This is a genomic window from Finegoldia sp. P3-F-LR (assembly GCF_052932165.1).
This window is the reverse complement of the sequence record NZ_JBRFJE010000012.1, coordinates 25,627-48,544: the sequence shown is the minus strand read 5'-3', so window position 1 is coordinate 48,544 and position 22,918 is coordinate 25,627. Positions and strand designations below refer to the sequence as shown.

20 protein-coding genes are annotated in these 22,918 nt (G+C 32.4%); 18 read left to right on the top strand and 2 right to left on the bottom strand.

The window, feature by feature from the left end; translation table 11 throughout:
- The first annotated feature begins 61 nt into the window (after positions 1–61).
- From ACU68U_RS06000 to lepB, 12 genes are all read left to right on the top strand, one after another.
- Entirely contained in the window at positions 62–979 is a 918-nt protein-coding gene (locus ACU68U_RS06000) for an AEC family transporter (protein WP_446762926.1), read from the top strand.
- A gap of 63 nt (positions 980–1,042) precedes the next feature.
- Positions 1,043–2,329 (top strand): 2-hydroxycarboxylate transporter family protein, encoded by a 1,287-nt coding sequence (locus ACU68U_RS05995; RefSeq protein ID WP_446762925.1) that lies wholly within the window; start codon positions 1,043–1,045, stop codon positions 2,327–2,329.
- Between the two features lie 129 nt (positions 2,330–2,458).
- Entirely contained in the window at positions 2,459–3,631 is a 1,173-nt protein-coding gene (locus ACU68U_RS05990) for an NAD(P)-dependent malic enzyme (protein WP_094205444.1), read from the top strand.
- Between the two features lie 9 nt (positions 3,632–3,640).
- Positions 3,641–4,852, top strand: coding sequence for a peptidase T (gene pepT / locus ACU68U_RS05985; protein WP_154271906.1), 1,212 nt, complete (start codon positions 3,641–3,643; stop codon positions 4,850–4,852).
- Positions 4,853–4,950: 98 nt separating this feature from the next.
- On the top strand, positions 4,951–6,411 hold the full coding sequence (locus tag ACU68U_RS05980) for an APC family permease (protein ID WP_446762924.1): 1,461 nt from the start codon (positions 4,951–4,953) through the stop codon (positions 6,409–6,411).
- A gap of 198 nt (positions 6,412–6,609) precedes the next feature.
- Positions 6,610–7,704, top strand: coding sequence for a non-hydrolyzing UDP-N-acetylglucosamine 2-epimerase (wecB, locus tag ACU68U_RS05975; RefSeq protein WP_446762923.1), 1,095 nt, complete (start codon positions 6,610–6,612; stop codon positions 7,702–7,704).
- The gene (locus ACU68U_RS05970) at positions 7,704–8,921 is read left to right on the top strand and encodes a glycosyltransferase family 4 protein (RefSeq protein ID WP_446762922.1); all 1,218 of its coding nucleotides are present in this window, start codon (positions 7,704–7,706) and stop codon (positions 8,919–8,921) included. The genes wecB and ACU68U_RS05970 overlap by 1 nt, the downstream gene beginning before the upstream one ends.
- Before the next feature lie 78 nt (positions 8,922–8,999).
- On the top strand, positions 9,000–9,773 hold the full coding sequence (locus ACU68U_RS05965) for an FAD binding domain-containing protein (protein WP_446762921.1): 774 nt from the start codon (positions 9,000–9,002) through the stop codon (positions 9,771–9,773).
- Positions 9,770–10,231, top strand: a complete 462-nt coding sequence (locus tag ACU68U_RS05960) for a (2Fe-2S)-binding protein (RefSeq protein ID WP_094208420.1) — start codon at positions 9,770–9,772, stop codon at positions 10,229–10,231. Before ACU68U_RS05965 ends, ACU68U_RS05960 begins: the two co-directional genes overlap by 4 nt.
- Positions 10,218–12,491 (top strand): xanthine dehydrogenase family protein molybdopterin-binding subunit, encoded by a 2,274-nt coding sequence (locus tag ACU68U_RS05955; protein WP_446762920.1) that lies wholly within the window; start codon positions 10,218–10,220, stop codon positions 12,489–12,491. The genes ACU68U_RS05960 and ACU68U_RS05955 overlap by 14 nt, the downstream gene beginning before the upstream one ends.
- A 315-nt stretch (positions 12,492–12,806) precedes the next feature.
- Positions 12,807–14,093, top strand: a complete 1,287-nt coding sequence (locus tag ACU68U_RS05950) for a dicarboxylate/amino acid:cation symporter (RefSeq protein WP_446762919.1) — start codon at positions 12,807–12,809, stop codon at positions 14,091–14,093.
- 104 nt (positions 14,094–14,197) lie between these two features.
- Entirely contained in the window at positions 14,198–14,725 is a 528-nt protein-coding gene (lepB, locus tag ACU68U_RS05945) for a signal peptidase I (RefSeq protein WP_446762918.1), read from the top strand.
- A gap of 46 nt (positions 14,726–14,771) precedes the next feature.
- Here lepB and ACU68U_RS05940 read toward each other — a convergent pair whose 3' ends face one another.
- Positions 14,772–16,724: a fructose-1,6-bisphosphatase gene (locus tag ACU68U_RS05940; protein ID WP_154271912.1), complete on the bottom strand. Its 1,953-nt coding sequence runs from the start codon at positions 16,722–16,724 to the stop codon at positions 14,772–14,774.
- A gap of 180 nt (positions 16,725–16,904) precedes the next feature.
- Between ACU68U_RS05940 and nox the strand changes: the two genes are divergently transcribed.
- Positions 16,905–18,242: a H2O-forming NADH oxidase gene (gene nox / locus ACU68U_RS05935; protein ID WP_094206948.1), complete on the top strand. Its 1,338-nt coding sequence runs from the start codon at positions 16,905–16,907 to the stop codon at positions 18,240–18,242.
- Between the two features lie 47 nt (positions 18,243–18,289).
- On the opposite strand, the gene ACU68U_RS05930 is transcribed toward nox, so the two are convergent.
- Positions 18,290–19,066 carry a ZIP family metal transporter gene (locus ACU68U_RS05930; RefSeq protein WP_446762917.1) on the bottom strand — a complete coding sequence of 259 codons (777 nt, stop codon included), beginning with the start codon at positions 19,064–19,066 and terminating at the stop codon, positions 18,290–18,292.
- Between the two features lie 160 nt (positions 19,067–19,226).
- Here ACU68U_RS05930 and dnaX point away from each other — a divergent pair, with 160 nt between their 5' ends.
- The 5 genes from dnaX to ACU68U_RS05905 all read left to right on the top strand — a co-directional run bounded on the left by dnaX (position 19,227) and on the right by ACU68U_RS05905 (position 22,884).
- Positions 19,227–20,843: a DNA polymerase III subunit gamma/tau gene (gene dnaX / locus ACU68U_RS05925; RefSeq protein ID WP_154273024.1), complete on the top strand. Its 1,617-nt coding sequence runs from the start codon at positions 19,227–19,229 to the stop codon at positions 20,841–20,843.
- 8 nt (positions 20,844–20,851) lie between these two features.
- On the top strand, positions 20,852–21,193 hold the full coding sequence (locus ACU68U_RS05920) for a YbaB/EbfC family nucleoid-associated protein (protein WP_002838638.1): 342 nt from the start codon (positions 20,852–20,854) through the stop codon (positions 21,191–21,193).
- 16 nt (positions 21,194–21,209) lie between these two features.
- Positions 21,210–21,818 carry a recombination mediator RecR gene (gene recR, locus ACU68U_RS05915; protein ID WP_094208426.1) on the top strand — a complete coding sequence of 203 codons (609 nt, stop codon included), beginning with the start codon at positions 21,210–21,212 and terminating at the stop codon, positions 21,816–21,818.
- A 78-nt stretch (positions 21,819–21,896) separates the two neighbouring features.
- Positions 21,897–22,589, top strand: coding sequence for an AzlC family ABC transporter permease (locus tag ACU68U_RS05910; RefSeq protein WP_094206952.1), 693 nt, complete (start codon positions 21,897–21,899; stop codon positions 22,587–22,589).
- A complete protein-coding gene (locus tag ACU68U_RS05905) occupies positions 22,582–22,884 on the top strand; it encodes an AzlD domain-containing protein (RefSeq protein ID WP_002838595.1) in 303 nt (100 codons plus the stop codon). Before ACU68U_RS05910 ends, ACU68U_RS05905 begins: the two co-directional genes overlap by 8 nt.
- The last annotated feature ends 34 nt before the right edge of the window (positions 22,885–22,918 follow it).

The window sequence follows — 22,918 nt, the reverse complement described above, 5'->3', positions numbered from 1 at the left end:
GTATTGTGGTATAGGTAAGTGGTTTCATTTACCTATATTTTTATGTGAAAAAGGTGGTTTTTTGGTAAATTATTCGCAGTTGTACTTAACGATAATCAATTTGTTTTGTTTGATTTTTATTGGTTTTTTGATAAGAAAGTTCAACCTTGTAGACGATAATACTATGACGGGACTTAACAAGCTGATTTTTAATGTGTTTTTTCCTCTAAAAATTATGATGAGTTTTTACAAGGTGGATTTTGGGCAAAATCTCAGTGTAAAATATTTTGTATATTTGAATGTGGTGTTTGTATTTCACATTTTCATTACTTATTTTTTAGCGAAAATTACCAATAAGGACAAATCTTATGTTGTACTAGAAGCCAATGCTATGAGTAGAGGCAATTTCATTATAATGTCATTTCCAATATTAAGTGTTTTGTTTGGGGATGAAGGGATTGTCATGGCAGGTGCAATCACAGGAATTAGTCAGTTTTTCTATAATTTCTACACTGTAAGCATGTACGAAGGATTGGTAGGTGAGAATAATTCTAAGAAAAAGTTGTTCATAAATGTAGTGAAGACACCTTTGATGATTGGGCTTTTCGTAGGGATTTTTTTGTATGTAACTAAGGTTAATTTGTTTTTCTTGGAAACTCCTTTGAGAAGTTTGGGAGATATTGCAGGGACCTTAGCTTTGGTGACTATGGGATACGGTTTGAATTTTAGAATAGATTTTAAAGAAATTAAATCGATTATGAAGGTTTCCATTGTAAAACTATTGGTACTTCCATTGACAGGATTATTTATTGGGAAAATTTTCGGATTATCAGAAATTCAAAAGGTTGTTGCGTTGATTTTATTTGGTGCACCTACGGCTGTTAATACTTATGTTTTCGCCAAAAGATATCGCCAAGATGACTCGTTAGCAGGGTATTATGTTGTGAGTACGACAATTTTGTATTTGTTCACTTTAATACTTTTAATTAAGCTGATTTAGATTGCTTTTTGTTTTTTTAAATGAGATAATATAAGATGAAAAAACTAAATAAGGAGGAAAGTTATGGATAAAAAGATTGCAGGTTTAAAAATTCCGTATTTTATAATCGCTTGTGTAATAATCGTTATTTCATTCATATTTGATGTTCTACCAAATGGTATGGTTGGAGCATTTTTATTTTTGATTGTATTCGGCGAATTATTAAACCTTATCGGAAATCATACACCAATTATCAAGACATATTTGGGCGGTGGAGCTATTGTATCTATATTTGTTGGTGCGGCTATAACTTATTATAAATGGTTACCAGCTGAATCCATTAAAAGTATAAATACTTTTATGACTAAAGGAGGATTCCTTGATTTCTACATCGCAGCTTTAATCACAGGTTCAATCCTTGGTATGAATAGAAAGTTGCTTATCAAAGCGGCTATTAGATATTTACCATGTATTTTGGGTTCTGTAATTATGGCATTACTTTTAGTAGGTGGTGTAGGTTTGTTGTTTGGAAAGAGTGTAGGTGAGTCTATCGCATACATCGGTATCCCAATTATGGGTGGTGGAATGGGAGCAGGTGCTGTACCTATTTCTAAAGTTTTCGAATCAGCATTAAACATTCCATCCGAAACTATTTTGAGTAAACTTGTTCCAGCTGTTGCATTAGGTAATGCCATGGCAATCGTTGCAGGTGGTCTTTTAAATAGGTTAGGAAAAGTTAAACCAAGTTTAACTGGTAATGGCCAATTAGTAAGAAGTGACGACGATAGTTTGAAAGCTGAAAAGAAAGAAAATATAATCTTAGAAGATGTTAAAGATTACGGCGCAGGTATTGTAATTGCTACAGCATTTTTCACATTTGGTGCAATATTAGCATTTTTGTTTGAAAAAATTGGTATCAAAATCCACTCTTATGCTTGGATGATTATTTCTGTAGTTATCGTTAAGGCAGCAGGAATTGTTCCTGAAAAAATCGAACACGTTGCTGAAGGTTGGTACAATTTCGTAGCCAAAAACTTCACTGCAGCACTTATGCTTGGTATTGGTATGGCATACACTAATTTGGGACAAATTTTTGAAGCATTTACACCAAGCTATGTAATTCTTGTTATCGCGGTTATCATAGGAGCTATACTTGGAGCAGGTATCGTAGGATATTTCGTAGGATTCTATCCAATAGAAACAGCTCTTACAGCAGGATTGTGTATGGCTAATATGGGCGGTACTGGAGATGTTGCTGTTCTTACGGCTGCAGATAGAATGGAACTTATGCCATTTGCACAAATATCTTCTCGTTTGGGAGGAGCGTTAATAATTCTGTTGGCATCTGTTTTAGTTCCAATATTTTTCTAAATTAATTGAGGTATTTTAAATAATACCTCTTTTTGTTTGGAATAGTTGGGCTTTAGTGTTAAAATTATATTGTAATAATGTTATTCAACAGTTTTGTTGAAAATTATTTGAAAATTTATGAGGTGAAAAATGAATATCGAAGAAATCAAACAAAAAGCTCTTGAACTTCACGAAAAAAATCAAGGGAAATTAGAAGTAGTATCTAAAGTAAAAGTTAATGACGCTATGGATTTGGCGTTGGCTTACACTCCTGGTGTTGCTGAACCTTGTAAGAAAATTCACGAAGACAATGAACTTGCATATAAATATACAAATAAAGGAAATATGGTAGCTGTTGTAACTGATGGTTCTGCAGTTTTAGGTTTGGGAAATATTGGTGGAATTGCTGGTATGCCTGTTATGGAAGGTAAATCAGTTTTATTCAAAGAATTTGGTAATGTCGATGCGTTCCCAATTTGCTTGAACACACAAGACACTGAAGAAATAATCAGCACTGTGAAAGCTATTTCTCCTTCATTTGGTGGAATTAATCTTGAAGATATTGCAGCTCCAAGATGTTTTGAAATCGAAAAAAGATTAATTGAAGAATTAGATATTCCAGTATTCCACGACGACCAACACGGTACAGCTGTTATAGTATTATCTGCTGTTATTAATGCTTTGAGAATCGTTAAGAAAGATATTTCTGATGTCAAAATCGTAATCAGTGGTGCAGGTGCAGCTGGTATTGCAATTTCTAACTTGTTAACATTAGCAGGTGCTAAGAACAACTTAATCTTAAACAGCCGTGGAATTATCGATCCTGATGATGAAAAACTTGACGAAGCTAGAAGAGAAATAGCCAGAACAACTAATCCTAATAAAGTTAAAGGAGATTTGAAAACTGCTATGGAAAATGCAGATATTTTCATCGGTGTTTCAGCTCCTGGAATTTTAACAAAAGAAATGGTATCTTCAATGAATCACGACGCTATCGTTTTAGCAATGGCGAACCCAGTTCCAGAAATCTATCCTGACGAAGCAAAAGAAGCAGGAGCAAGAGTAGTTGGAACAGGTAGAAGTGATTATCCTAATCAAGTTAACAATGTATTGGTATTTCCTGGAGTATTCAGAGGAGCATTGGATGCGAAAGCAGACAAGATTACTGACGATATGAAATTATCAGCAGCTTATGCAATAGCTCACATGGTTGAACAACCAACAGAAGAAAGAATTTTGCCAGAAGCGTTTAACAAAGATGTTGCAAGAAATGTTGCAAACGCAGTTAAAAAATCTTGGGAAGAAAAGAAAGTTATTAAATAGGAGAAAATTATGATAGATATAGTTGATAGATTTATTGAATACGCGAAGATTTATACTACAAGTGATGAATCAAGCGAAACTTGTCCATCAACAGCTAGACAAAAAGATTTGGGTAATCTTTTGGTTAAGCAATTAAAAGAAATGGGAATTGACAATGCTCACATGGACGAAAATGGATATGTGTATGCATCATTAGAATCAAACTTGGATAGAGAATCAAAATCTATCGGTTTCATTTCTCACATGGACACTGCTCCTGATATGTCAGGAGAAAATGTAAAACCACAAATTTTGGAATACAAAGGTGGAGACATCAAATTATCCGATTCTGTAACTACTACTGTGGAAGATTTTCCATTTTTAAAAGATTTGGAAGGACAAACTTTAATTCATACAGATGGAACTACACTTTTGGGTGCTGACGATAAATCTGGTATTGCAATTATAATGGATGCTGTGAATAAATTATGCGAAAACAAAGATATTAAACATCCAACAATTAAAATTGGATTTACTCCTGATGAAGAAATAGGCAGAGGAGCTGATTTGTTCGATGTAGAAAAATTCGGCGCTGATTTTGCATATACTTTGGATGGTGGTCCAATTGGAGAATTGGAATACGAAAACTTCAATGCAGCAGGTGCGACAATAACTATTCACGGCAAAAATGTTCATCCTGGTAGTGCAAAAAATACTATGATTAATTCACAATTAATCGGTATGGAATTATTCAATGAACTTCCTGTTGCTCAAAGACCAGAACACACTGAACATTACGAAGGATTTTATTTGTTGACATCATTCGAAGGTTCTGTTGAAAATACTGTTATGAAATTCATAATCAGAGATCACGATAAGAAAAAATTCGAAGAAAAGAAATCTTATTTGGAAAAATTAGTAGAATTCTTGAATGTGAAATACAACAACGCTATCGAACTTGATATGAAAGATAGCTATTACAACATGAAAGAAAAAATAGAACCTGTAATGGAAATTGTGGATTTGGCTTATAAATCAATGGAAGATTTGGGAATAAAACCGTTAGTTCAACCAATCAGAGGTGGTACTGATGGAGCACAATTATCCTACAAAGGACTTCCTTGTCCGAACATTTTCACTGGTGGATATGCATTCCACGGAAAGCACGAATTACTATCTATCGACCAAATGAAAAAAGCATCTGATTTGGTTTTGAAAATAATAGAAAATTATTCAAAATAAAATATCAAGTAGCTTCTAGTAAATCTGGAAGCTATTTTTTTATTGAAAAATGTTTTAAATGAAAATAAATTTTGCTATAATCTAATTAGGAGGGAAATATGAAAAACGATGTTTTAATTGACGATCAAAAGAAAAAATCTCTTACAGTGACCAATCTAATTTGGATGGGATTCACAGTTGTATGGGGTTTTGGAAATGTTGTTAATAACTACGCCAACCAAGGTTTGGCAGTTATTACAAGTTGGATATTCATAATGGCTTTGTATTTTATTCCTTATTCATTGATGGTTGGAGAACTTGGTTCAACTTTCAAAGAAGGACAATCAGGACTTAGCTATTGGATAAAACAAACAATGGGACCATTACTAGCTTATTTGTCCGGCTGGACTTATTGGGTAGTACATATCCCATATTTAGCACAAAAACCGCAAAACTTAATGGTTGCAGGTTCATGGGCGATTTTTAGAAATCCTAAAATGGTAAAATCTTTAAATCCAATTTTACTACAAGCATTGGTACTAATAATATTTTTATTATTTGTGCTTTTAGCTGCAAATGGTATTAAATCTATAAAAGTTTTAGGTTCAATTGCTGGTACTGCAAGTTTTGTGATGGGTATTTTATTTATTTTATTAATGTTGGCAGCTCCTGCATTAAGAGGAGTAGAAGTTGCATCTCCAAATATGACGAGCATCAAGACTTATTTGCCTAATTTTAATTTGCATTATTTGACGACAATATCCATGCTAGTGTTTGCCGTAGGTGGTTGTGAAAAAATCTCACCTTATGTAAATGATACACAAGATGCAGGTAAAAACTTCCCAAAAGCTATGTTAATTATGGCTTTGATGGTAACTGTATCTGCGATTTTGGGTTCAGTTGCAATGGGGATGATGTTCGATACAACAAATGTTGCAAACGACTTAAAAATGAATGGTGCTTATTATGCATTTGAAAAATTGGGACAATATTATGGAATAGGTTCATCACTTGTTATTATTTATGCGTTGACAAATTTTGCTGGACAAGCTGCAGCTTTGGTTATGAGTATCGATGCACCGCTTAAACTTTTATTGAGTGAAGCAGATGCAAAATACGTTCCAAACTTCTTGAGAAAAATCAACGACAAGAAAGTTCCTGTTGGTGGATACAAATTAACTACCATTTTGGTTAGTATTTTGATAATTATTCCAGCTTTGGGAATTGGAAACTCTAATGAATTGTACAACTGGTTGTTGGATTTGAACTCAATAGTAATGCCAATGCGTTATATGTGGGTATTTGCAGCATATTTTGCTTTGAAACACTATCTAAATGAAAAACAAGGTGTAGAATATAGATTTACAAAATCAAAATCATTCGGTAAATTTATCGCCGGTTGGTGTTTTGTATTCACAGCATTTGCATGTATATTAGGTATGATTCCAAAAGAAGGAGAACCATTCACAAGTCAATGGAATTTCAAATTGATGCTTAACATTTTGACTCCAGTGGTATTGTTGGGATTGGGACTAATATTGCCATCAATTGCTAAAAAAGAACAAGCTAAAAATATTTAAAAATATTTTTATAATCTAACTACAAGAAGCTTCATTTAAAATTTTAAATGAGGCTTTTTTTATTGTTGATTTATCTTAGATTTTCTCAATTGAAATTGACAAATTACATATGATATAATTAATTGTTAGAAGCAGATTAAATGTTTAAATTTAAAGATTTTAGACTAATAAATATAAAAATAAAAATAGGAGAAAAAATTGAAAATTGTTACGGTAGTTGGTGCTAGGCCACAATTTATAAAAGCGGCCATGGTATCAAAAGAGTTAAGAAAAAATTATGATGAAGTAATGATACATACTGGTCAACATTTTGACTATAATATGTCCGAAGTTTTCTTTGAAGAAATGAATATTCCTTATCCAGATTATAATCTTGGAATTTCTGGGGGAACCCACGGTGAAATGACTGGTAAAATGTTAATTGAAATCGAAAAAATATTGATTAAAGAACAACCAGACATGGTTTTATTATACGGAGATACGAATTCTACATTGGCAGGAGCATTGTCAGCTGTCAAGCTTCATATTCCGATTTGCCATGTTGAGGCTGGTAATAGATTGGGTACACTTGATAATCCAGAAGAAGTGAACAGAATTATGACTGATCATTCTTCTAAAGTTTTATGCTGTTGTACTGAATCTGCGCTTGATTTTTTGAAAAAAGAAGGATTGGAAGATCGAGCGACTTTAGTTGGAGATCCAATGTACGATGCTTTCTTGGAATATTCTAATCAAGTTGGCGATGAAATTCCTGAAAAAATGATTGATTTGGATGGAGAAGAAGTAGATCTTCCAGGAAGTTTTTACTACTTAACTTGTCATAGAGCAGAAAATACTGCATCAATAAAGCCTTTGTCAGAAATACTTGCTGCTATGGAAGAATTGGACGAAAAATGTATATATCCAGTTCATCCTAGAAACCAAAAAATGGTACAAGAGCTTTCTAAAAAACACAAATATACAAATATAATTTTCTGCAAACCAGTGGGTTACATGATGAGTGTGTACTTGGTTAATCACGCGAAGAAAATTGTGACTGATTCTGGTGGATTACAAAGAGAAGCTTACTTTGCTAGAAAACAATGTGTGACTATTTTTGATCATATTGTGTGGCCAGAAACTATGACTGAAAAGAGAAATCAATTATCCAAACCGAATAAGGATGAGATTTTGAAATTGTTAAATGAAAAAGTTGATTTTGAAAACTACGATTATCCTTTTGGCGATGGTCATTCTAGCAGAAAAATTATCGAATGTATCAAAAATTACTTTAATCAATCAGAGGAAAATTAATGAATATTTTATATATTAACCATTACGCTGGTTCTCCTGAAATGGGGATGGAGTTTAGAACATATTATTTGGCTAATGAATGGGTAAAAATGGGTCATAATGTGACAATAATCGCGGGAAATTATTCCCATTTGAGAAGAAAAAATCCTGAAATTACAGAAGATTTTCAAACAGAAATTATCGACGGGATAAAATACATGTGGATAAAAACTGGAGAATACGATGGAAATGGCGTAAAAAGAGCTATGAGTATGTTCAGATTCGTGTCTACACTCAAAAAAAATGCTAAAGAAATTATCGAAAATGAAAATCCTGATGTGGTAATAACTTCTTCAACTTATCCATTGGATACATTTGCTGGTCAAAAGATGAAAAAAATTAAAAAAGATATCAAATTGGTACATGAAATTCACGATATGTGGCCAATAACATTGATAGAAGTGGGGAATATGCCCAAATATCATCCTTTTGTGGTGATGATGCAAATAGGAGAGAATTCTTTTTGCAAGAACTCAGATTATGTGTGCTCATTGCTTCCAGCAGCAAAGGACTATTTGATTAAACATGGAATGAAGGCTGAAAAATTCTTCCACGTTCCTAATGGTATAGTGGAATCTGAATGGGAAAAATACGATAAAATTCCAGAAGATTATGTCAAAATTTTCGACAAAATTCACAGTGAAGGAAAGAAAGTTATATGCTTTTTTGGAAGTCACACAAAATCATATTGTTTAGATAATTTGGCAAAAGCTGCTATTGACAATGAGAACGTGGCAGCAGTGTTTATTGGTGGTGGAATTTACAAGAAAGAATTGATGGAAAAATACTCCAAATACGAAGATAGTATTTATTTCTTGGATTCTATATCGAAGACATCAATTCCAGATTTGTTCAACTACATTGATGCGACTTATGTTGCTGCGATGGATAATGATATGTTCAGATATGGAGTATGTATGAACAAATTATTTGACTCCATGATGGGTGCAAAACCTATTATCTATGCAATTAATGCTCCTAATAATTATATTGTGGATTATAACTGTGGGATAAATGTTGAGTCAGAAAACTTGGAAGAATTGAAAAAAGGAATAGAAAAGTTTGTAGATTTAGATGAAGAAACATTAAATCAAATGGGAAAAAATGGTAGAAAAGCCATTGAAGAAAACTTCACTTATCACAAATTAGCAGAAAAATTTTTAAAAGGATTGGAATAACATGTGCTAGTCGGTTGTCAAAAGATAGCCGACTATTTTTGTGATATAATAAAGACTGATTAAAATCAAGGAGTGGTTATGTTTACATTAAGAGATTTCAAAAGTCCAGAAACATTGGATGAAGCTTATGAGTTATTGATGAAATCAAAAATGAATAAAATTTTGGGTGGATGTCATTTTCTTAAAGCAGGCTGTCGTTCTTACAATGTTGGGATTGATTTGTCAAAATTGGATTTAAATTACATAAATGTTGAAGACGATGAAATAAAAATCGGAGCAACTACTACATACAGAGATTTAGAATACAATGATTTCTTAAAAAAATTTTGTGATGGAATTATTCCTAAATCTGTGAAAAGAATTGTGTCAACTCAACTAAGAAACACTGCCCAAGTTGGAGCAAGTGTGTTTTCAAGATACGCATTTTCTGATTTTTTGCCTATTTTATTATTACTAGATGCAAAGGTTAGATTGTACAATAATGGTGTAATGAGTGTTGAAGATTTTTTAAATTCTGATATAAAGAAGGACTTATTAGTAGAAGTTATGATTCCTAACAAAGATGTCCACTGCACTCAAATTGTTCAAAGACTTTGCTGTAAGGATTTTCCAATTGCTATTGTAAGTATTTCTAAAATCGAAGAAAAATATAAGGTAGTATTTGGAGCGAGACCTCAAAAAGCAATGATTATGAGAGATGTTTCTGATGAGATTAACGTTAATGGATTTGATAGAGAAAAGACATTGGAATTAATTGATGAGTATATAGGGTCAAATAATAAAGCGAAGAAAAAATACAGAAAACTTTTATTTGTTGGATTATTGGAAAAAGCGTTAGGTGAATTGCAATGATTATAGAATTAAATGTTAATAATAAAAACCATATAGCTAGTGTTGATTGCGATACTACTTTGTACAATGTGCTTCGCGATTTGGGTTATAAATCGGTTAAGTGTGGTTGTACAACATCAAATTGTGGTCTTTGTACTGTGTGGATGGATGATGTTCCAGTACTTTCTTGTTCTGTTTTGGCGTTAAGATGTGAAGGAAAAAAGATTACAACTTTGGAAGGAATATCTGAAAGCCAAAGAAAATTTGGAGAACTTTTGACTGAAGAAGGTGGGGAACAATGCGGCTTTTGTTCACCGGGGTTCATTATGAATGTTTTGAGTTTGAAGAAAACTATCAAAAATCCTACAGATGAAGAAATCGAAGATTATTTAATGGGTAATTTATGCAGATGTACAGGTTATGCTTCTCAAATGAGAGCTATTAAGAAATATTTGGAGATTGATGATGAAGATAAATAAAGATTTCAAAAAAATAGATTCAAGCTCATTAGTTACTGGAAAACCTGTCTATACAGAGGATTTGAAAGATCCTAATGCGCTGATAATTAAGCTGATGAGAAGTCCGTATGCAAGATGCGAAATATTAGAAATAGACAAATCAAGAGCAGAAGCGATGGATGGAATTGTGGCAGTGTACACTTATGAAGATGTTTTCGACAATAAATTTACATTGGCAGGGCAATCTTATCCAGAACCTAGCCCTTATGATATGTCGATTTTGTCAAAAGAAATTAGATATATGAGAGAGCCTGTGGCAATCGTAGTTGGAATTAACGAAAAAGTGTGTAATCAGGCTATGAAGAAAATTAAAATCAAGTACGATGTTAAAGAACCATTACTTGATTACACAAAAGCTATCGACAACGAAATTGTTGTACATGAAGAAGATGTATTCTTTAATGGACCAACGAAAGTTTTTGGTTATGATACGAAAAGAAATCTAGTTGGTGAAAAGAAAGAATCTTGGGGAGAAGATGTTGACAAGGTAATGAGTGAATGTGATGTCGTATTGGAGGATACTTTTACAACAAAGGCACAAGCGCATTGCATGATGGAAACATACAGATCTTATTGTTACATGGATCAATTCGATAGATTGTGTTGCATTACATCTACACAAGTTCCATTTCACATCAAAAGACAATTATCCGTTGCTTTGGGAATAAGTGATTCAAGAATAAGAATTATAAAACCAAGAGTAGGTGGGGGATTCGGTGGAAAACAAACAAGTGTCACAGAAATTTATCCAGGATTTGTAACTTTAAAAACAGGAAAACCATCGATTCTTGTATTTGACAGAGAAGAAACTTTTGAAGCTTCAAACTCACGCCACCAAATGAAAGTGAAAGTTAAAATAGGTGCCAAAAAAGATGGGACGATTGAAGCATGTGACATTTATGCGTTATCCGATCAAGGAGCTTATGGGTATCACGCATTTACCACTTTGAACTTGGTTGGAAATAAAACACTTCCATTGTACAGTAGAATGAGAGCTGCTAGATTTTTCGGACAAGTTGTTTACACAAATAAACTTCCTGGTGGAGCTTTTCGTGGTTACGGTGCAGTTCAAGGTACATTTGCATTAGAATCTATGGTAAACAAATTAGCCAAAGAATTAAACATGGATCCAGTTGAACTAAGACTTAAAAACACTGTTCGTGAAGGAGAAAAAACTCTGGCTTACGGAATAGATGTCAAAAGTTGCAAATTAAATGAATGTATTGAAAAGGCAAGAGAAATGATTGAATGGGATAAATATTATCCTTTCAAAGAAGAAAAAGACAAAATAATTTCAGTTGGGATGGCTATTGCACAACAAGGAAGTGGGATTCAAAACGTTGATACTTCAACAGTTGAAATTAGATTAAATGAACAAGGTGATTATACATTGTTGATGAGTCCGACAGATGTTGGACAAGGAACTGATTCAATCATGGTAAATTTGGCAAATGAAGTGTTGCAATGCGGAATGGACAATATTATTCCAATAATTGCAGACACTGATATAACTCCATTTGATCCAGGAAGTTACGCATCAAGTGGTGTGTATATAACAGGAAGTGCAGTTGTACGTGCGTGTGAAAATTTATTAAACAAAATCAAAAAGCGTGTTGCTATGAGATTTGAAACATCTGTGGAATGGTTAGAAATAAGAAATCAAGAAGTTTATTTGCAAGATAAAAAATTAATTGCAATCAAAGATTTAGCAAGAGATTTGTCTACTGGTCCAAACGGTATGCAATTAATCGGTGTGGGAAACTTTGATTCAAAAACATCACCACCACCATATATGGCTGGATTTGCAAAAATAAGTATCGACAAATTAACAGGAGAAATCAAAGTAGAAGATTACGCAGCAGTGGTCGATTGCGGAACTGTGATGAATACCAAATTAGCGACAGTTCAAGTCGAAGGCGGAATTGGTCAATCGATAGGGTATGCCTTGTATGAAGATTCATTGTGGGATGATGAAGGAAGATTAAAAGAACATTCATTTATTTCGTATAATTTGCCTTCTAGAAAAGACATCGGAAATATCCATGTTGATTTTTGTGAAAGTTATGAGCCGACAGGTCCATTTGGAGCAAAATCAATTGGAGAGATAGTTTCAAATACACCTGCACCAGCGATTAATGGAGCGATATTAAATGCACTTGGTTGCACCTTTGATACTCTTCCAATAAAAGCTGAAGATGTTTTATTAAAAATGTATGAATAGAATTTAGGTCAGAGGTTAATAGCCTCTGATTTTTTTGCGAGAAAATGTTACAAAAATTAAATAAGTTATATATATAATTCGATAATAAAAATTTAATAATATTTTCACAAAATATCAAACGATTTTCATTAGTATTATTAGGGAAATGTATTTTCTGATATAAAAATTGTTTCGAAAAAAATTAGTAAAAAAAATCAAAATTGCTGAATAATGTCCATAGTGAATTAAATAAAATTTACAAAAGTTAAAATTAAATTTGAAAATTGTGCTCAATATACTATAATATATAACTATAAAATAAAAAGGGGTGTTTAGATGAAATTTGTAGCATTAGCAGTTACTTTAGTATTGTTTGCTTTATTGATGTTCATGGCTAAGAAGAAAATGAATTTTGGTACAAGAACAATTGTAGCTGCAATTCTAGGTATTATAGTAGGATTTATTTTCAAAGGAAACACAGAATATGTAAAAGTATTTGGATCTATTTATGCTAATTTATTATTTGCAATAGTAATTCCATTATTATTCACATCAATTGTTAGTACTGTAGTTTCTTTGGAAAGTATAGAAAAAATGAAGAAAATCGGAACAAAAACAATTGGTATTCTAAGTTTACACAATGTTTTAGGTTCACTTATAGGTTTGATTTTAGTGGTAGCATTTAAAATTGGACAAGGAAGTTCATTAACTTTGGCAGCAGATGCGAAAGCTAAGGAAGTTCCAACTTTTGCGGAAACTTTTGTAAATTTCTTCCCAGATAATGTCTTGGGAAATGCAGCAGAAGCAAAAGTAGTTCCTATTATTGTATTTTCTGTTCTTTTGGGATTAGCGATTTTACAATTAGAAGAAAGAGGAGAAGGAGAAAGGGCAAAACCATTTTTAAGTTTTATCGACTCAGCTGCAGCAGTTATTTTTAGATTTACAGGAATGATTATAGACTTCACTCCATATGCTGTATTAGCTTTGATGGCGAACGCTGTTAGTAGAACAGATATGGCTAGCATGATGCCATTGATTGTTGTATTGATATTGACTTATGTTGCATCAATTTTTCACTCATATATCACAACTGGAGCTCTTTTGGCGATATTTGCAAAGGTAAATCCAATCAAATTCTTCAAGAAATTCTGGCCAGTTCAATTGATTGCATTCTCTACACAATCTTCTGTTGGATGTATTCCAGCAAATACTGAAAACTTAAAAGATAAATTAGGTGTTTCTGAAAAGATAGCAACATTTGTTGCATCGACTGGTGCAACTGTTGGTATGCCTGGTTGTGCAGGATTTTGGCCTGTATTATCTGCGATTTTGACAATTAATGTTATGGGAATTCACTATTCATTCGTACAATATGTAATGCTAATATTAGTAGCGTTGGCAGTGTCATTGGGTACAGTCGGAGTTCCGGGAACTGCAACAATTACTACTACAGCAGTATTCGCAGCAATGGGTCTTCCTGTTGAAATGGTTGTATTGATGAGCCCTATATCAATGCTTGCAGATATGGGTAGAACTGCTACAAATGTTACAGCAGCAGGTTCTTCTGTAGTTATAGTTGCGGCAAGTGAAGGCGAATTAGACAGAGAAGTTTTTAATTCATAATTTTTACAAATAATTTATAATACGATAATAAATTAGCAACCTTTACACATTTACTGATTAGTATTATAATCAAATTAGTAAATATTAGAAAGGGAATTGTAAATATGACAGAAAAAGCAAAATCTTTTTTTGAGTGGTTATTTGTAATAGGAATTGCCATTGTGTTGGCATTACTGCTTAGAAATTTTGTAATTAGTACAACTCATGTTGAAGGAAATAGCATGAATCCTACAATTGAGAATGGAGATCGAATTTTCGTCAACAGAATGGGGATTTTTAAGAACAAATTAAAACGAGGTAACATTATAGAACTTCACGCACCGGATAAATCTGGTCGTGATTACATTAAAAGAATTGTAGCATTACCTGGCGATACTGTTGAATTAAAAAACAATAAAGTATATGTTAATAATGAACAATTGAATGAAAATTATACAAGTAGTCAAACGACTCTTGTTTCAGGAAGTAAAACAAAATGGGAATTAGGAGAAGATGAGTATTTTGTATTGGGGGATAACAGACTCCCACGAGAATCAAATGATAGCAGAATATTCGGTCCGATAAATAAAAAGGCGATAGTTGGTAGAGCTTTTTTGAGATATTTTCCATTTAATAAATTCGGTGTATTATAAGAAAAACTAATCTTGGATTTTCCAAGATTAGTTTTTTTAATTGGTATTAGTTTGAATTTTGCTGAATTGTACCACTTCTGTACGCTTCAATTAAACTTTCCAAATCTTCGATAAGTTCTAGGATTTCTTCTCCTTCGTCTGTATCTTTTATGAGCATTCTTTTTGGAAATTCTTCAGTGATTGTAACTTCAGGAGTGTATGCGCCGTGAACTGATTCCATCACTTTGAAATTCTTGTGTTTTGCTATTGCTAGGTGATGTGAGTTAAATGTCAACGTATAACCGGCAATACCTGTTTTCTTTTGGTAAGCTTCTGATATTCCACCATCTATTACATAAGTTTTTCCATTAGCTGATACTGGTTTTTCTCCATTGATGCTTTTAACAGGAACGTGTCCGTTAATTATATGAGATGTTTCGGGATTCATATTGAATTCTTCAAATATTTTGTCGGCATATTTTTCCATCTTACTTAAATTAAAATAAGGATTACTTACTTCCTTTCTAACATCTTTGTCAGTAATGAAGAAGTTTTCAAATGTTGATATTTTACTTTTTCCAAACATAGGAGATTTTGGGCCACACCACATATACCAGAAAAAGTCCAACGCTGTTTGTCTGTCTGGGTCATTATCATCCATGTTTTTCGCTGAATTTATAATTCCTTCGAAGAAATCCAAAAGTGATTTACCACTGTACGTATTGGATTGATATGTGAATTCTTCGAAACTACCGTCCTTATTCATAGGGATACATCCATGGAAAAGCAAATTGCTGTTTGCGATTTTGTACACTGAACCGTACGAGAACAAAAAATCCATATGCTCTTTTAATCTGTGACTTGTTCTGAATGATTTTGAAATGCATTCGATAACTTCTTGTTCACTTGGTGTTAATTCGAGAGGATTTTCAGGATCAATTGTAGGGAATTTAATATCCAAGAGCGCATGAGGCTTGCCATTTGCATCTTTGTAAATTCCATTTTTAAAATCAATTCTTTCAAGATATAATCTGTCTAATTGTTCAAATTCTGGATTTCTCTTAAAAAGTTGGTTTTCTAATTTGAATTGAATTACAGAAATTGCCTTGTGCATTCTTGCTGCGTGAAGCAAGTCAGTTTCTGAGTGTTTGTTATCATCTAAGATTCTAACTTTGAATCTTTCACATGGATCATCGTAATATGATTCATCTGCCAATGTCGACAATAATCTCAAATTAATTCCGTAACCATCTTCCAAAGATTGAAAATTATTGTAACTTATTGCATTTCTAACTACGTTACACGCATTCACATAACTACCAAGATACGCTCCAATCCATGTAACATCGTGGTTACCGTATTGAATATCCACATCTTTTTTAGCAATAAGAGTATCCATAATAATGTCCGGCCTTTTTCCTCTGTCAAAAATATCACCGACGATGTGCAGCCAGTCGATATTCAAATCTTGAATTAATTCACACAAAGTTATTATAAAATCTTCACTAACTTCTATTTTAATGATGCTATCTAAAAGTTGATTAAAATATTCTTTTTTATTCAAAGATTCGTATTGAATGTTGAGCATTTCATCTATCAAATCTCTGTAGTAAAAGGGAGTTTGATTTCTGACTTTTTGTCTAGAATATTTACTGGCAACCCTTTTTGCTATTCTTATCAGATAAAAAATAGTATCTCTAATCCATGTTTCTGTATATTCATCGTTTTCCTTTGTAATATTGATTATTGTTTTAGGATCGTAAATTAAATTGGCCAACTGATTTTTTCTTGATTCAGATAATTTGTCTTTGAATTCAAGGTCAATTTTAATTCTGGTATTACCAGAAGCACTTTTAATAATTCTATTGAAACTATCGTATTGTCCATGTAAATCAGATAAGAAGTACTCTGTGCCTTTTGGCAACACAGACAAAGAAGTCAAACTTATTATTTTGTTAGCAGCCTGTTCAATCGTAGGAAATTCTTTTGCAAGTAATTTCAAGTATTTTAAATTGTTCAATTTTCTACCTCCATAATACTATTATATATGAACTTTGAAAAAAAGAAATAGTTTGCCTATTGAAAAATGATTACAAATTTGATATAATTATAAGCGTAAAGATTTGTTAAATAACAAACAAATATTTTTTTACTTATTAATCCTACAATATTAGTAGGAAATAAAAAAGGAGGAAACATAATGAGTAAAATAGTTTTAATTGGAGCTAATCATGCAGGTACAGCTTGTGCGAACACAATATTGGATAACTACAAAGATGAAGAATTAGTAATTTTTGATCAAAATTCCAATATTTCTTTCTTAGGTTGTGGAATGGCATTGTGGATTGGAAAACAAATTAAAGGTCCAGAAAAATTATTTTATTGTAGCAAAGAAGTTTTCGAACAAAAAGGTGCTACGGTTCACATGGAAACAAAAGTAGACAACATTGACTACGACAAAAAAATTGTTTATGCAAAGGACAAAGACGGAAAAGAAATTCAAGAATCTTACGACAAATTGGTGTTAGCTACAGGATCTCAACCAATTTTACCAGACATAGAAGGAATTGATTTGGAAAATGTTCAAAAAGTTAAAATTTTCCAAGATGCACAATCAGTCATTGACAAGATAAATCACGAAGAAATCAAAAAAGTTGTAGTGGTAGGAGCTGGCTACATAGGTACTGAACTTGCAGAAGCTTTCAAGAGATTAGGCAAAGAATCTACATTGGTTGAACACGGAGATACAGTGTTAAGAGGTTATTACGATGATAAATTCTGCAAAAAAATGGAAGATAATCTAAGAGATCACGGCGTTAATTTAGTATTTAATGAAGAAGTTGTAAAACTAGAAGGAACTGATGGAAAAGTAAATAAGGTTATAACTGATAAAGGTGAATACGATTGTGACATGGTAATAATGTCAATTGGTTTCAAACCAAACAGTTCACTTGCAAAAGATCATTTGAAATTAAACGATAAAAAAGCAATAATCACTGACAAACATCAACAAACTTCTGATGAAAATGTATTTGCAGTTGGAGATTCAACAGTTATTTTCAACAACGCAACAGGAAAATTTGAATACGTTGCATTAGCTACAAACGCTGTAAGAAGTGGTATAGTTGCTGGTCACAATGTTTGTGGAACAAAATTAGAATCAAATGGTGTTCAAGGTTCAAACGGAATTAAGATTTACGATTTGTGCATGGTATCAACAGGTTTGACAGTTAGAAATGCTGAAAAATTAGGAATGGAAGTTGAATACACTGATTTCACAGATTTACAAAAGCCACCATTTATGGAAGAAAATAACAAAGAAGTTACTATCAGAATTGTTTACGACAAAAATTCACGCGAAATCAAAGGATGTCAAATAATGAGTGAATATGATATTTCAATGATGATTCACATGTTCAGCTTGGCAATTCAAGAACACGTTACAATCGACAAACTAGCTCTAACTGATATATTCTTCTTGCCACATTACAACCAACCATACAACTATGTAACTATGGCAGCTATTCAAGCGTTATAATCAAAAAAATTAGCGACTACTTTTAATACAAGTAGCCGCTTTTTTATTTAGCCAAGAGCAACATCCAAAATCATCATTATAATAAATCCAATTACAATTCCGTAAGTTGCTTGGCGTTCATATCCGTTGCTGTGAGTTTCAGGAATGATTTCGTCGCTAATTACAAAAAGCATTGCGCCTCCGGCAAAAGCCAAAATAAATCCCAAAATAGGTGAGAACCAAGTTACAAGTCCGTAACCCAAAAACGCACCGATTGGTTCTACTAATCCTGTAAATAATGCGATTAAGAATGCTTTTTTGACTGTGTAATTTTCTCTAACTAAAGACAAAGCAACAGCCAAACCTTCAGGCATATTTTGTAGACCAATTCCTATTGCGATTGGAAGACCATTTGCTATTGAATCTCCACCAAAGCCAACTCCAGTTGCCATACCTTCTGGGAAATTGTGAATTGTAATCGCAATTACAAACAACCATATTTTTTTCAAAGAATCTGAAGGATTTCCTTCAACTCTTTTGTCTAATAAATGCTCATGCGGAGAGTATTTGTCGATTATATCCAAAAACACAGCTCCCGCTAAAAATCCTAGTGAAGAGATTATAACCCCTCTAAAGCCTCCACCGTTTTCTTCAATACTAGGTAAAATCAGAGAAAAACAAGTTGCAGAAAGCATGACACCTGCAGCTGCCCCTAAAAATACATCTAACTTACCTTGACTTACGTTTCTTGTGAAAAAAACAGGGATTGCTCCTACTCCGGTTAGAAGACCAGGAACTATTAACCCTAACATTGTCAATAAAAATGGGTCAATATTTTTCATCATTAAATCCCCCTTCAAAAATTTTAAAAATAAAATTTCTAATACTATTTTACTATGAATTCAAGAAATATCAAATATGATATAATATTAAAAGATTTAGGATATTTTTGAATGAAAAATTTCAAAAAATTACTCGTAGTTTGAAAAATGAAACGAGGTATTTATGCAAGCTATTTACAGAAAATATAGACCAGATACTTTTGATAAAGTTTACGGTCAAAAACATATAACTGATATTTTAAAAAATCAAATCGAAACGAAAAATATTTCTCACGCGTATATTTTTTCTGGTTCAAGAGGAACAGGTAAAACTAGTTGTGCGAAAATCTTTGCAAGAGCTATCAACTGTTTGAATTTACAAGATGGAAATCCTTGCAATAAATGTGAGAATTGTATGAGTTCTTTGGAAGAATCCACATTAGATATCGTAGAAATGGATGCTGCTAGTAACAGAAGAATTGACGATATTAGAGAACTGCGAGATAAAGTAATTTATCCACCTACAAAATTAAAGTACAAAGTTTATATTATAGACGAAGCACACATGATTACTAATGAAGGATTTAACGCTTTACTTAAAATCATGGAAGAGCCACCAAAACATTTGGTGTTCATATTAGCTACGACCGAAATCGATAAAATTCCTCAAACAATTTTATCAAGATGTCAACGCTATGAGTTCAAGATGATTAATGCTAAGGATATTTCAGACAATATCAAATATATTCTGAATGATTTGAACAGAAAAATGGACGATGATGCGATTGAACTTATTGCAAACAAAGCTGATGGTGCAATGAGAGATGCATTATCTATTTTAGATCAAGTCTTAAGCATTGAAAAAGAAAATATAACAAAACAAGATATAAATGATATACTTGGTATTGTTGACAATACAGGAATTTTCAAGCTTGTAAATAGCATCATAAAAAAAGATGCAACAGAAGTTTTGGATAATTTGTATACAATATCACACAACAAGCCTGTAGAAAATGTTATGGGTGAATTGTTAAATCATTTTAGAAACTTGTTGCTATCAAAAAATGGCCTTGACAATATCAGACAGAACAACACTCAATACAATGTTGAGTATAATGCGCAATCTGAATTGATTACGAATAGGCAAATAGTCGAAAGTATGTCGATTATCATAGAGCATCAGAAAAAACTTAAACAGGCAGACAATCAAAAAGCTCTTCTTGAAATTTTGGTAATGCGCCTAATAGATTACATTGATTACGATGATTTGATTGCCAGAGTGAATACTTTGGAAGATAAGCTCAAAAATATTGAACAAAATGGGATAAAAATCAATTCTTCACAAAAATTAGTCGAATTTGATGAAAAAATCGATAAAAACATAGAAATTTCACAAAAATCTTCAGAAAAAGCAGAAAAATCAGATGAATTATCCAATAAAAATGATATAATAAAGACTGATGAAAAAATCGACGACACGGATGAAGACGAAATTGTCGAAAATGAGGATTCATTTGTAAAACTAAGAGAAGTTTTAAGAGACTTCGATAAAATTCCAAAAGAACTAGCTAATGATATTAAAGCTAGTTTGGATAATGATAAGTTGATTTTGAAAACTAACCAGTTGTATATGTACACTTTGCTTCCTCACAAAAAAGTTATCGAACAATTACTAAAACCTCATTACGATTTCAAGGTTTTAGATTTACAAATTGATGATGAAGCAGAGAAAAAAGCAAATGAAAATGTTAAAAAATTACAAAATTTGTTTGGAGAAAATGTCCAAATAATCGAAAAATAGGAGGAATTATGGGAAATAAATTTAGAGGCGGAATGCCTGGTATGGGAAATATGGGTAACATGATGAAACAAATGCAAAAAATGCAAAGACAAATGGAAGAAACTCAAAAAAGATTAGAAGAAACTGAAGTTACTGCAACTAGTGGTGGCGGAGCTATTGAAGTTGTAGCAAACGGAAAAAAAGAAATAGTTTCTATTAAAATAGATGAAGATTTGGTAAAAGATGGCGATGTTGAAATGCTTCAAGATATGGTTATGGTAGCTGTTAATGACGCTATCAAAAAAGTATTGGACATGAGTGAGTCTGAACTTGGTAAAATCACTGGAGGAATTAATATTCCAGGATTCTAAATAAGGGGGGATAATTTTGTCACTATACCCTAAAGCAATGGACGAATTGATTAAAAACTTGTCCAATTTGCCAACTATTGGCAGAAAAAGTGCGAAAAGGTTAGCTTATAGAATTATAGATATGGATCCTAAGAAAGTCGACGAGCTTGTAGAAAGTATTGTAAATGTGAAGACTAATATTAGACCGTGTGCTAATTGTGGAAATCTTACTGATAAAAAATTGTGTGATATTTGTTCCAATCAAAAAAGAGATAACAGTGTCATAACCGTAGTTGAAGATTCAATGAATGTAATATCAATTGAAAAAACTGGCGAATACAATGGGAAATATCACGTATTAGGAGGATTATTATCTCCAAGAGATAATATTGCTCCGCAGGATTTGAATTTGGAAAATTTGTTTTTGAGATGTAAAAAAGATTATGTAAAGGAAGTTATCCTAGCATTATCACCAACAACTAACGGAGATTTGACAACTAACTTCATAATAGAAGTTCTTAAAAATGAAGAATATAACGTAAAAGTTTCCAGAATTGCGATGGGAGTACCATTGGGAGCTAATTTGGAATATTATGACGAAATGAGCTTGTACAAAGCTATTTTGGATAGAAGAGAAATAAAATAATCATAATCTGCAAATCTTGTAGATTATGATTTCTTACGTTTAAATGTTTGTAATAAAAATGGAATGGAGGAAAATTTAATGGATTCAAATAGAATTAAAGAAGCAATCAAATTTTCGTCTCCAATTATGTTGGGATATATTCCTATAGCGATGGCTTTTGGTTTGTTGTGCAAAGGTCAAAACATTAGCATGTTGGATTCGACTTTGTTTTCTTTTGTTTTCTATTCTGGAGCAGCACAATTCATGGCAGTTGAATTAATGGGTGCTGGAGTAGGTATGTTTTCCATCGTGTTGTCGGTATTTTTATTAAATTTGAGATTGTTCATAATGTCGACTTCTTTGGGGATTCATACACAAAAAATAAATCCGAAAGCACTTCCTGTAATAGGATTTATGTTGACAGATGAAGCATTTTCGGTAATGAGTTTTAATAAAGAAAAGCTCAACACAGAATTTGCGTTGGCCGTAGAATTAGGACCTTATTTGGCTTGGGGAATATTTACGCCGGTTGGATATTTGATAGGACAATTAATGCCAAAATCAGTCCAAACATCATTAGAAGTAGGACTTACTGCGATGTTTATCGCACTTGTAGTACCATCTATTAAGAAAAGTTCCAATGGTTTGGTAGTTAGTTTGATAGGCGTTGTAACTTATGCAATTATTTTTTATTTGAAATTTATACCATCTGGATGGGATATAATCTTAGCAATTTTATTATCATCATACATCGGATTGAAAGTAATTATGAAAAGAGGTCAAAATGTATAATATAATTTTAATTTTATTATGTAGCTTAGTTACAGCTGTTCCTAAGATAATACCTCTTAAATATTTAAAAGGAAAACAACTTTCTAGACAAACCGCTGAATTTTTAAACATAATACCATATACATCATTAAGTATTATGGTAATAAGAGGAATTCTGACAGCTTCAAGTGAAATGTTAATTCCTACAATTGTAGCTTCAATCGTAGCGATTATTATAGCTTATTTGAAAGAAAATGTTGGTCTAACAATTATATTAGCAGTTCTAACAGCATTTGTTTGTTTGAAATTTTTCTAAAAAAATACCTTCTGTAGCTCAAATTCGAGCCGCA

Coding starts and splice junctions, on each gene's coding strand:
- ACU68U_RS05960 (WP_094208420.1), top strand. CDS start 9,770: ATGATTATAGAATTAAATGTTAATAATAAAAACCATATAGCTAGTGTT.
- pepT (WP_154271906.1), top strand. CDS start 3,641: ATGATAGATATAGTTGATAGATTTATTGAATACGCGAAGATTTATACT.
- ACU68U_RS05990 (WP_094205444.1), top strand. CDS start 2,459: ATGAATATCGAAGAAATCAAACAAAAAGCTCTTGAACTTCACGAAAAA.
- lepB (WP_446762918.1), top strand. CDS start 14,198: ATGACAGAAAAAGCAAAATCTTTTTTTGAGTGGTTATTTGTAATAGGA.
- ACU68U_RS05995 (WP_446762925.1), top strand. CDS start 1,043: ATGGATAAAAAGATTGCAGGTTTAAAAATTCCGTATTTTATAATCGCT.
- ACU68U_RS05970 (WP_446762922.1), top strand. CDS start 7,704: ATGAATATTTTATATATTAACCATTACGCTGGTTCTCCTGAAATGGGG.
- ACU68U_RS05965 (WP_446762921.1), top strand. CDS start 9,000: ATGTTTACATTAAGAGATTTCAAAAGTCCAGAAACATTGGATGAAGCT.
- ACU68U_RS05955 (WP_446762920.1), top strand. CDS start 10,218: ATGAAGATAAATAAAGATTTCAAAAAAATAGATTCAAGCTCATTAGTT.
- ACU68U_RS05950 (WP_446762919.1), top strand. CDS start 12,807: ATGAAATTTGTAGCATTAGCAGTTACTTTAGTATTGTTTGCTTTATTG.
- ACU68U_RS05980 (WP_446762924.1), top strand. CDS start 4,951: ATGAAAAACGATGTTTTAATTGACGATCAAAAGAAAAAATCTCTTACA.
- nox (WP_094206948.1), top strand. CDS start 16,905: ATGAGTAAAATAGTTTTAATTGGAGCTAATCATGCAGGTACAGCTTGT.
- dnaX (WP_154273024.1), top strand. CDS start 19,227: ATGCAAGCTATTTACAGAAAATATAGACCAGATACTTTTGATAAAGTT.
- ACU68U_RS05905 (WP_002838595.1), top strand. CDS start 22,582: ATGTATAATATAATTTTAATTTTATTATGTAGCTTAGTTACAGCTGTT.
- ACU68U_RS05910 (WP_094206952.1), top strand. CDS start 21,897: ATGGATTCAAATAGAATTAAAGAAGCAATCAAATTTTCGTCTCCAATT.
- ACU68U_RS05930 (WP_446762917.1), bottom strand. CDS start 19,066: ATGATGAAAAATATTGACCCATTTTTATTGACAATGTTAGGGTTAATA.
- ACU68U_RS05920 (WP_002838638.1), top strand. CDS start 20,852: ATGGGAAATAAATTTAGAGGCGGAATGCCTGGTATGGGAAATATGGGT.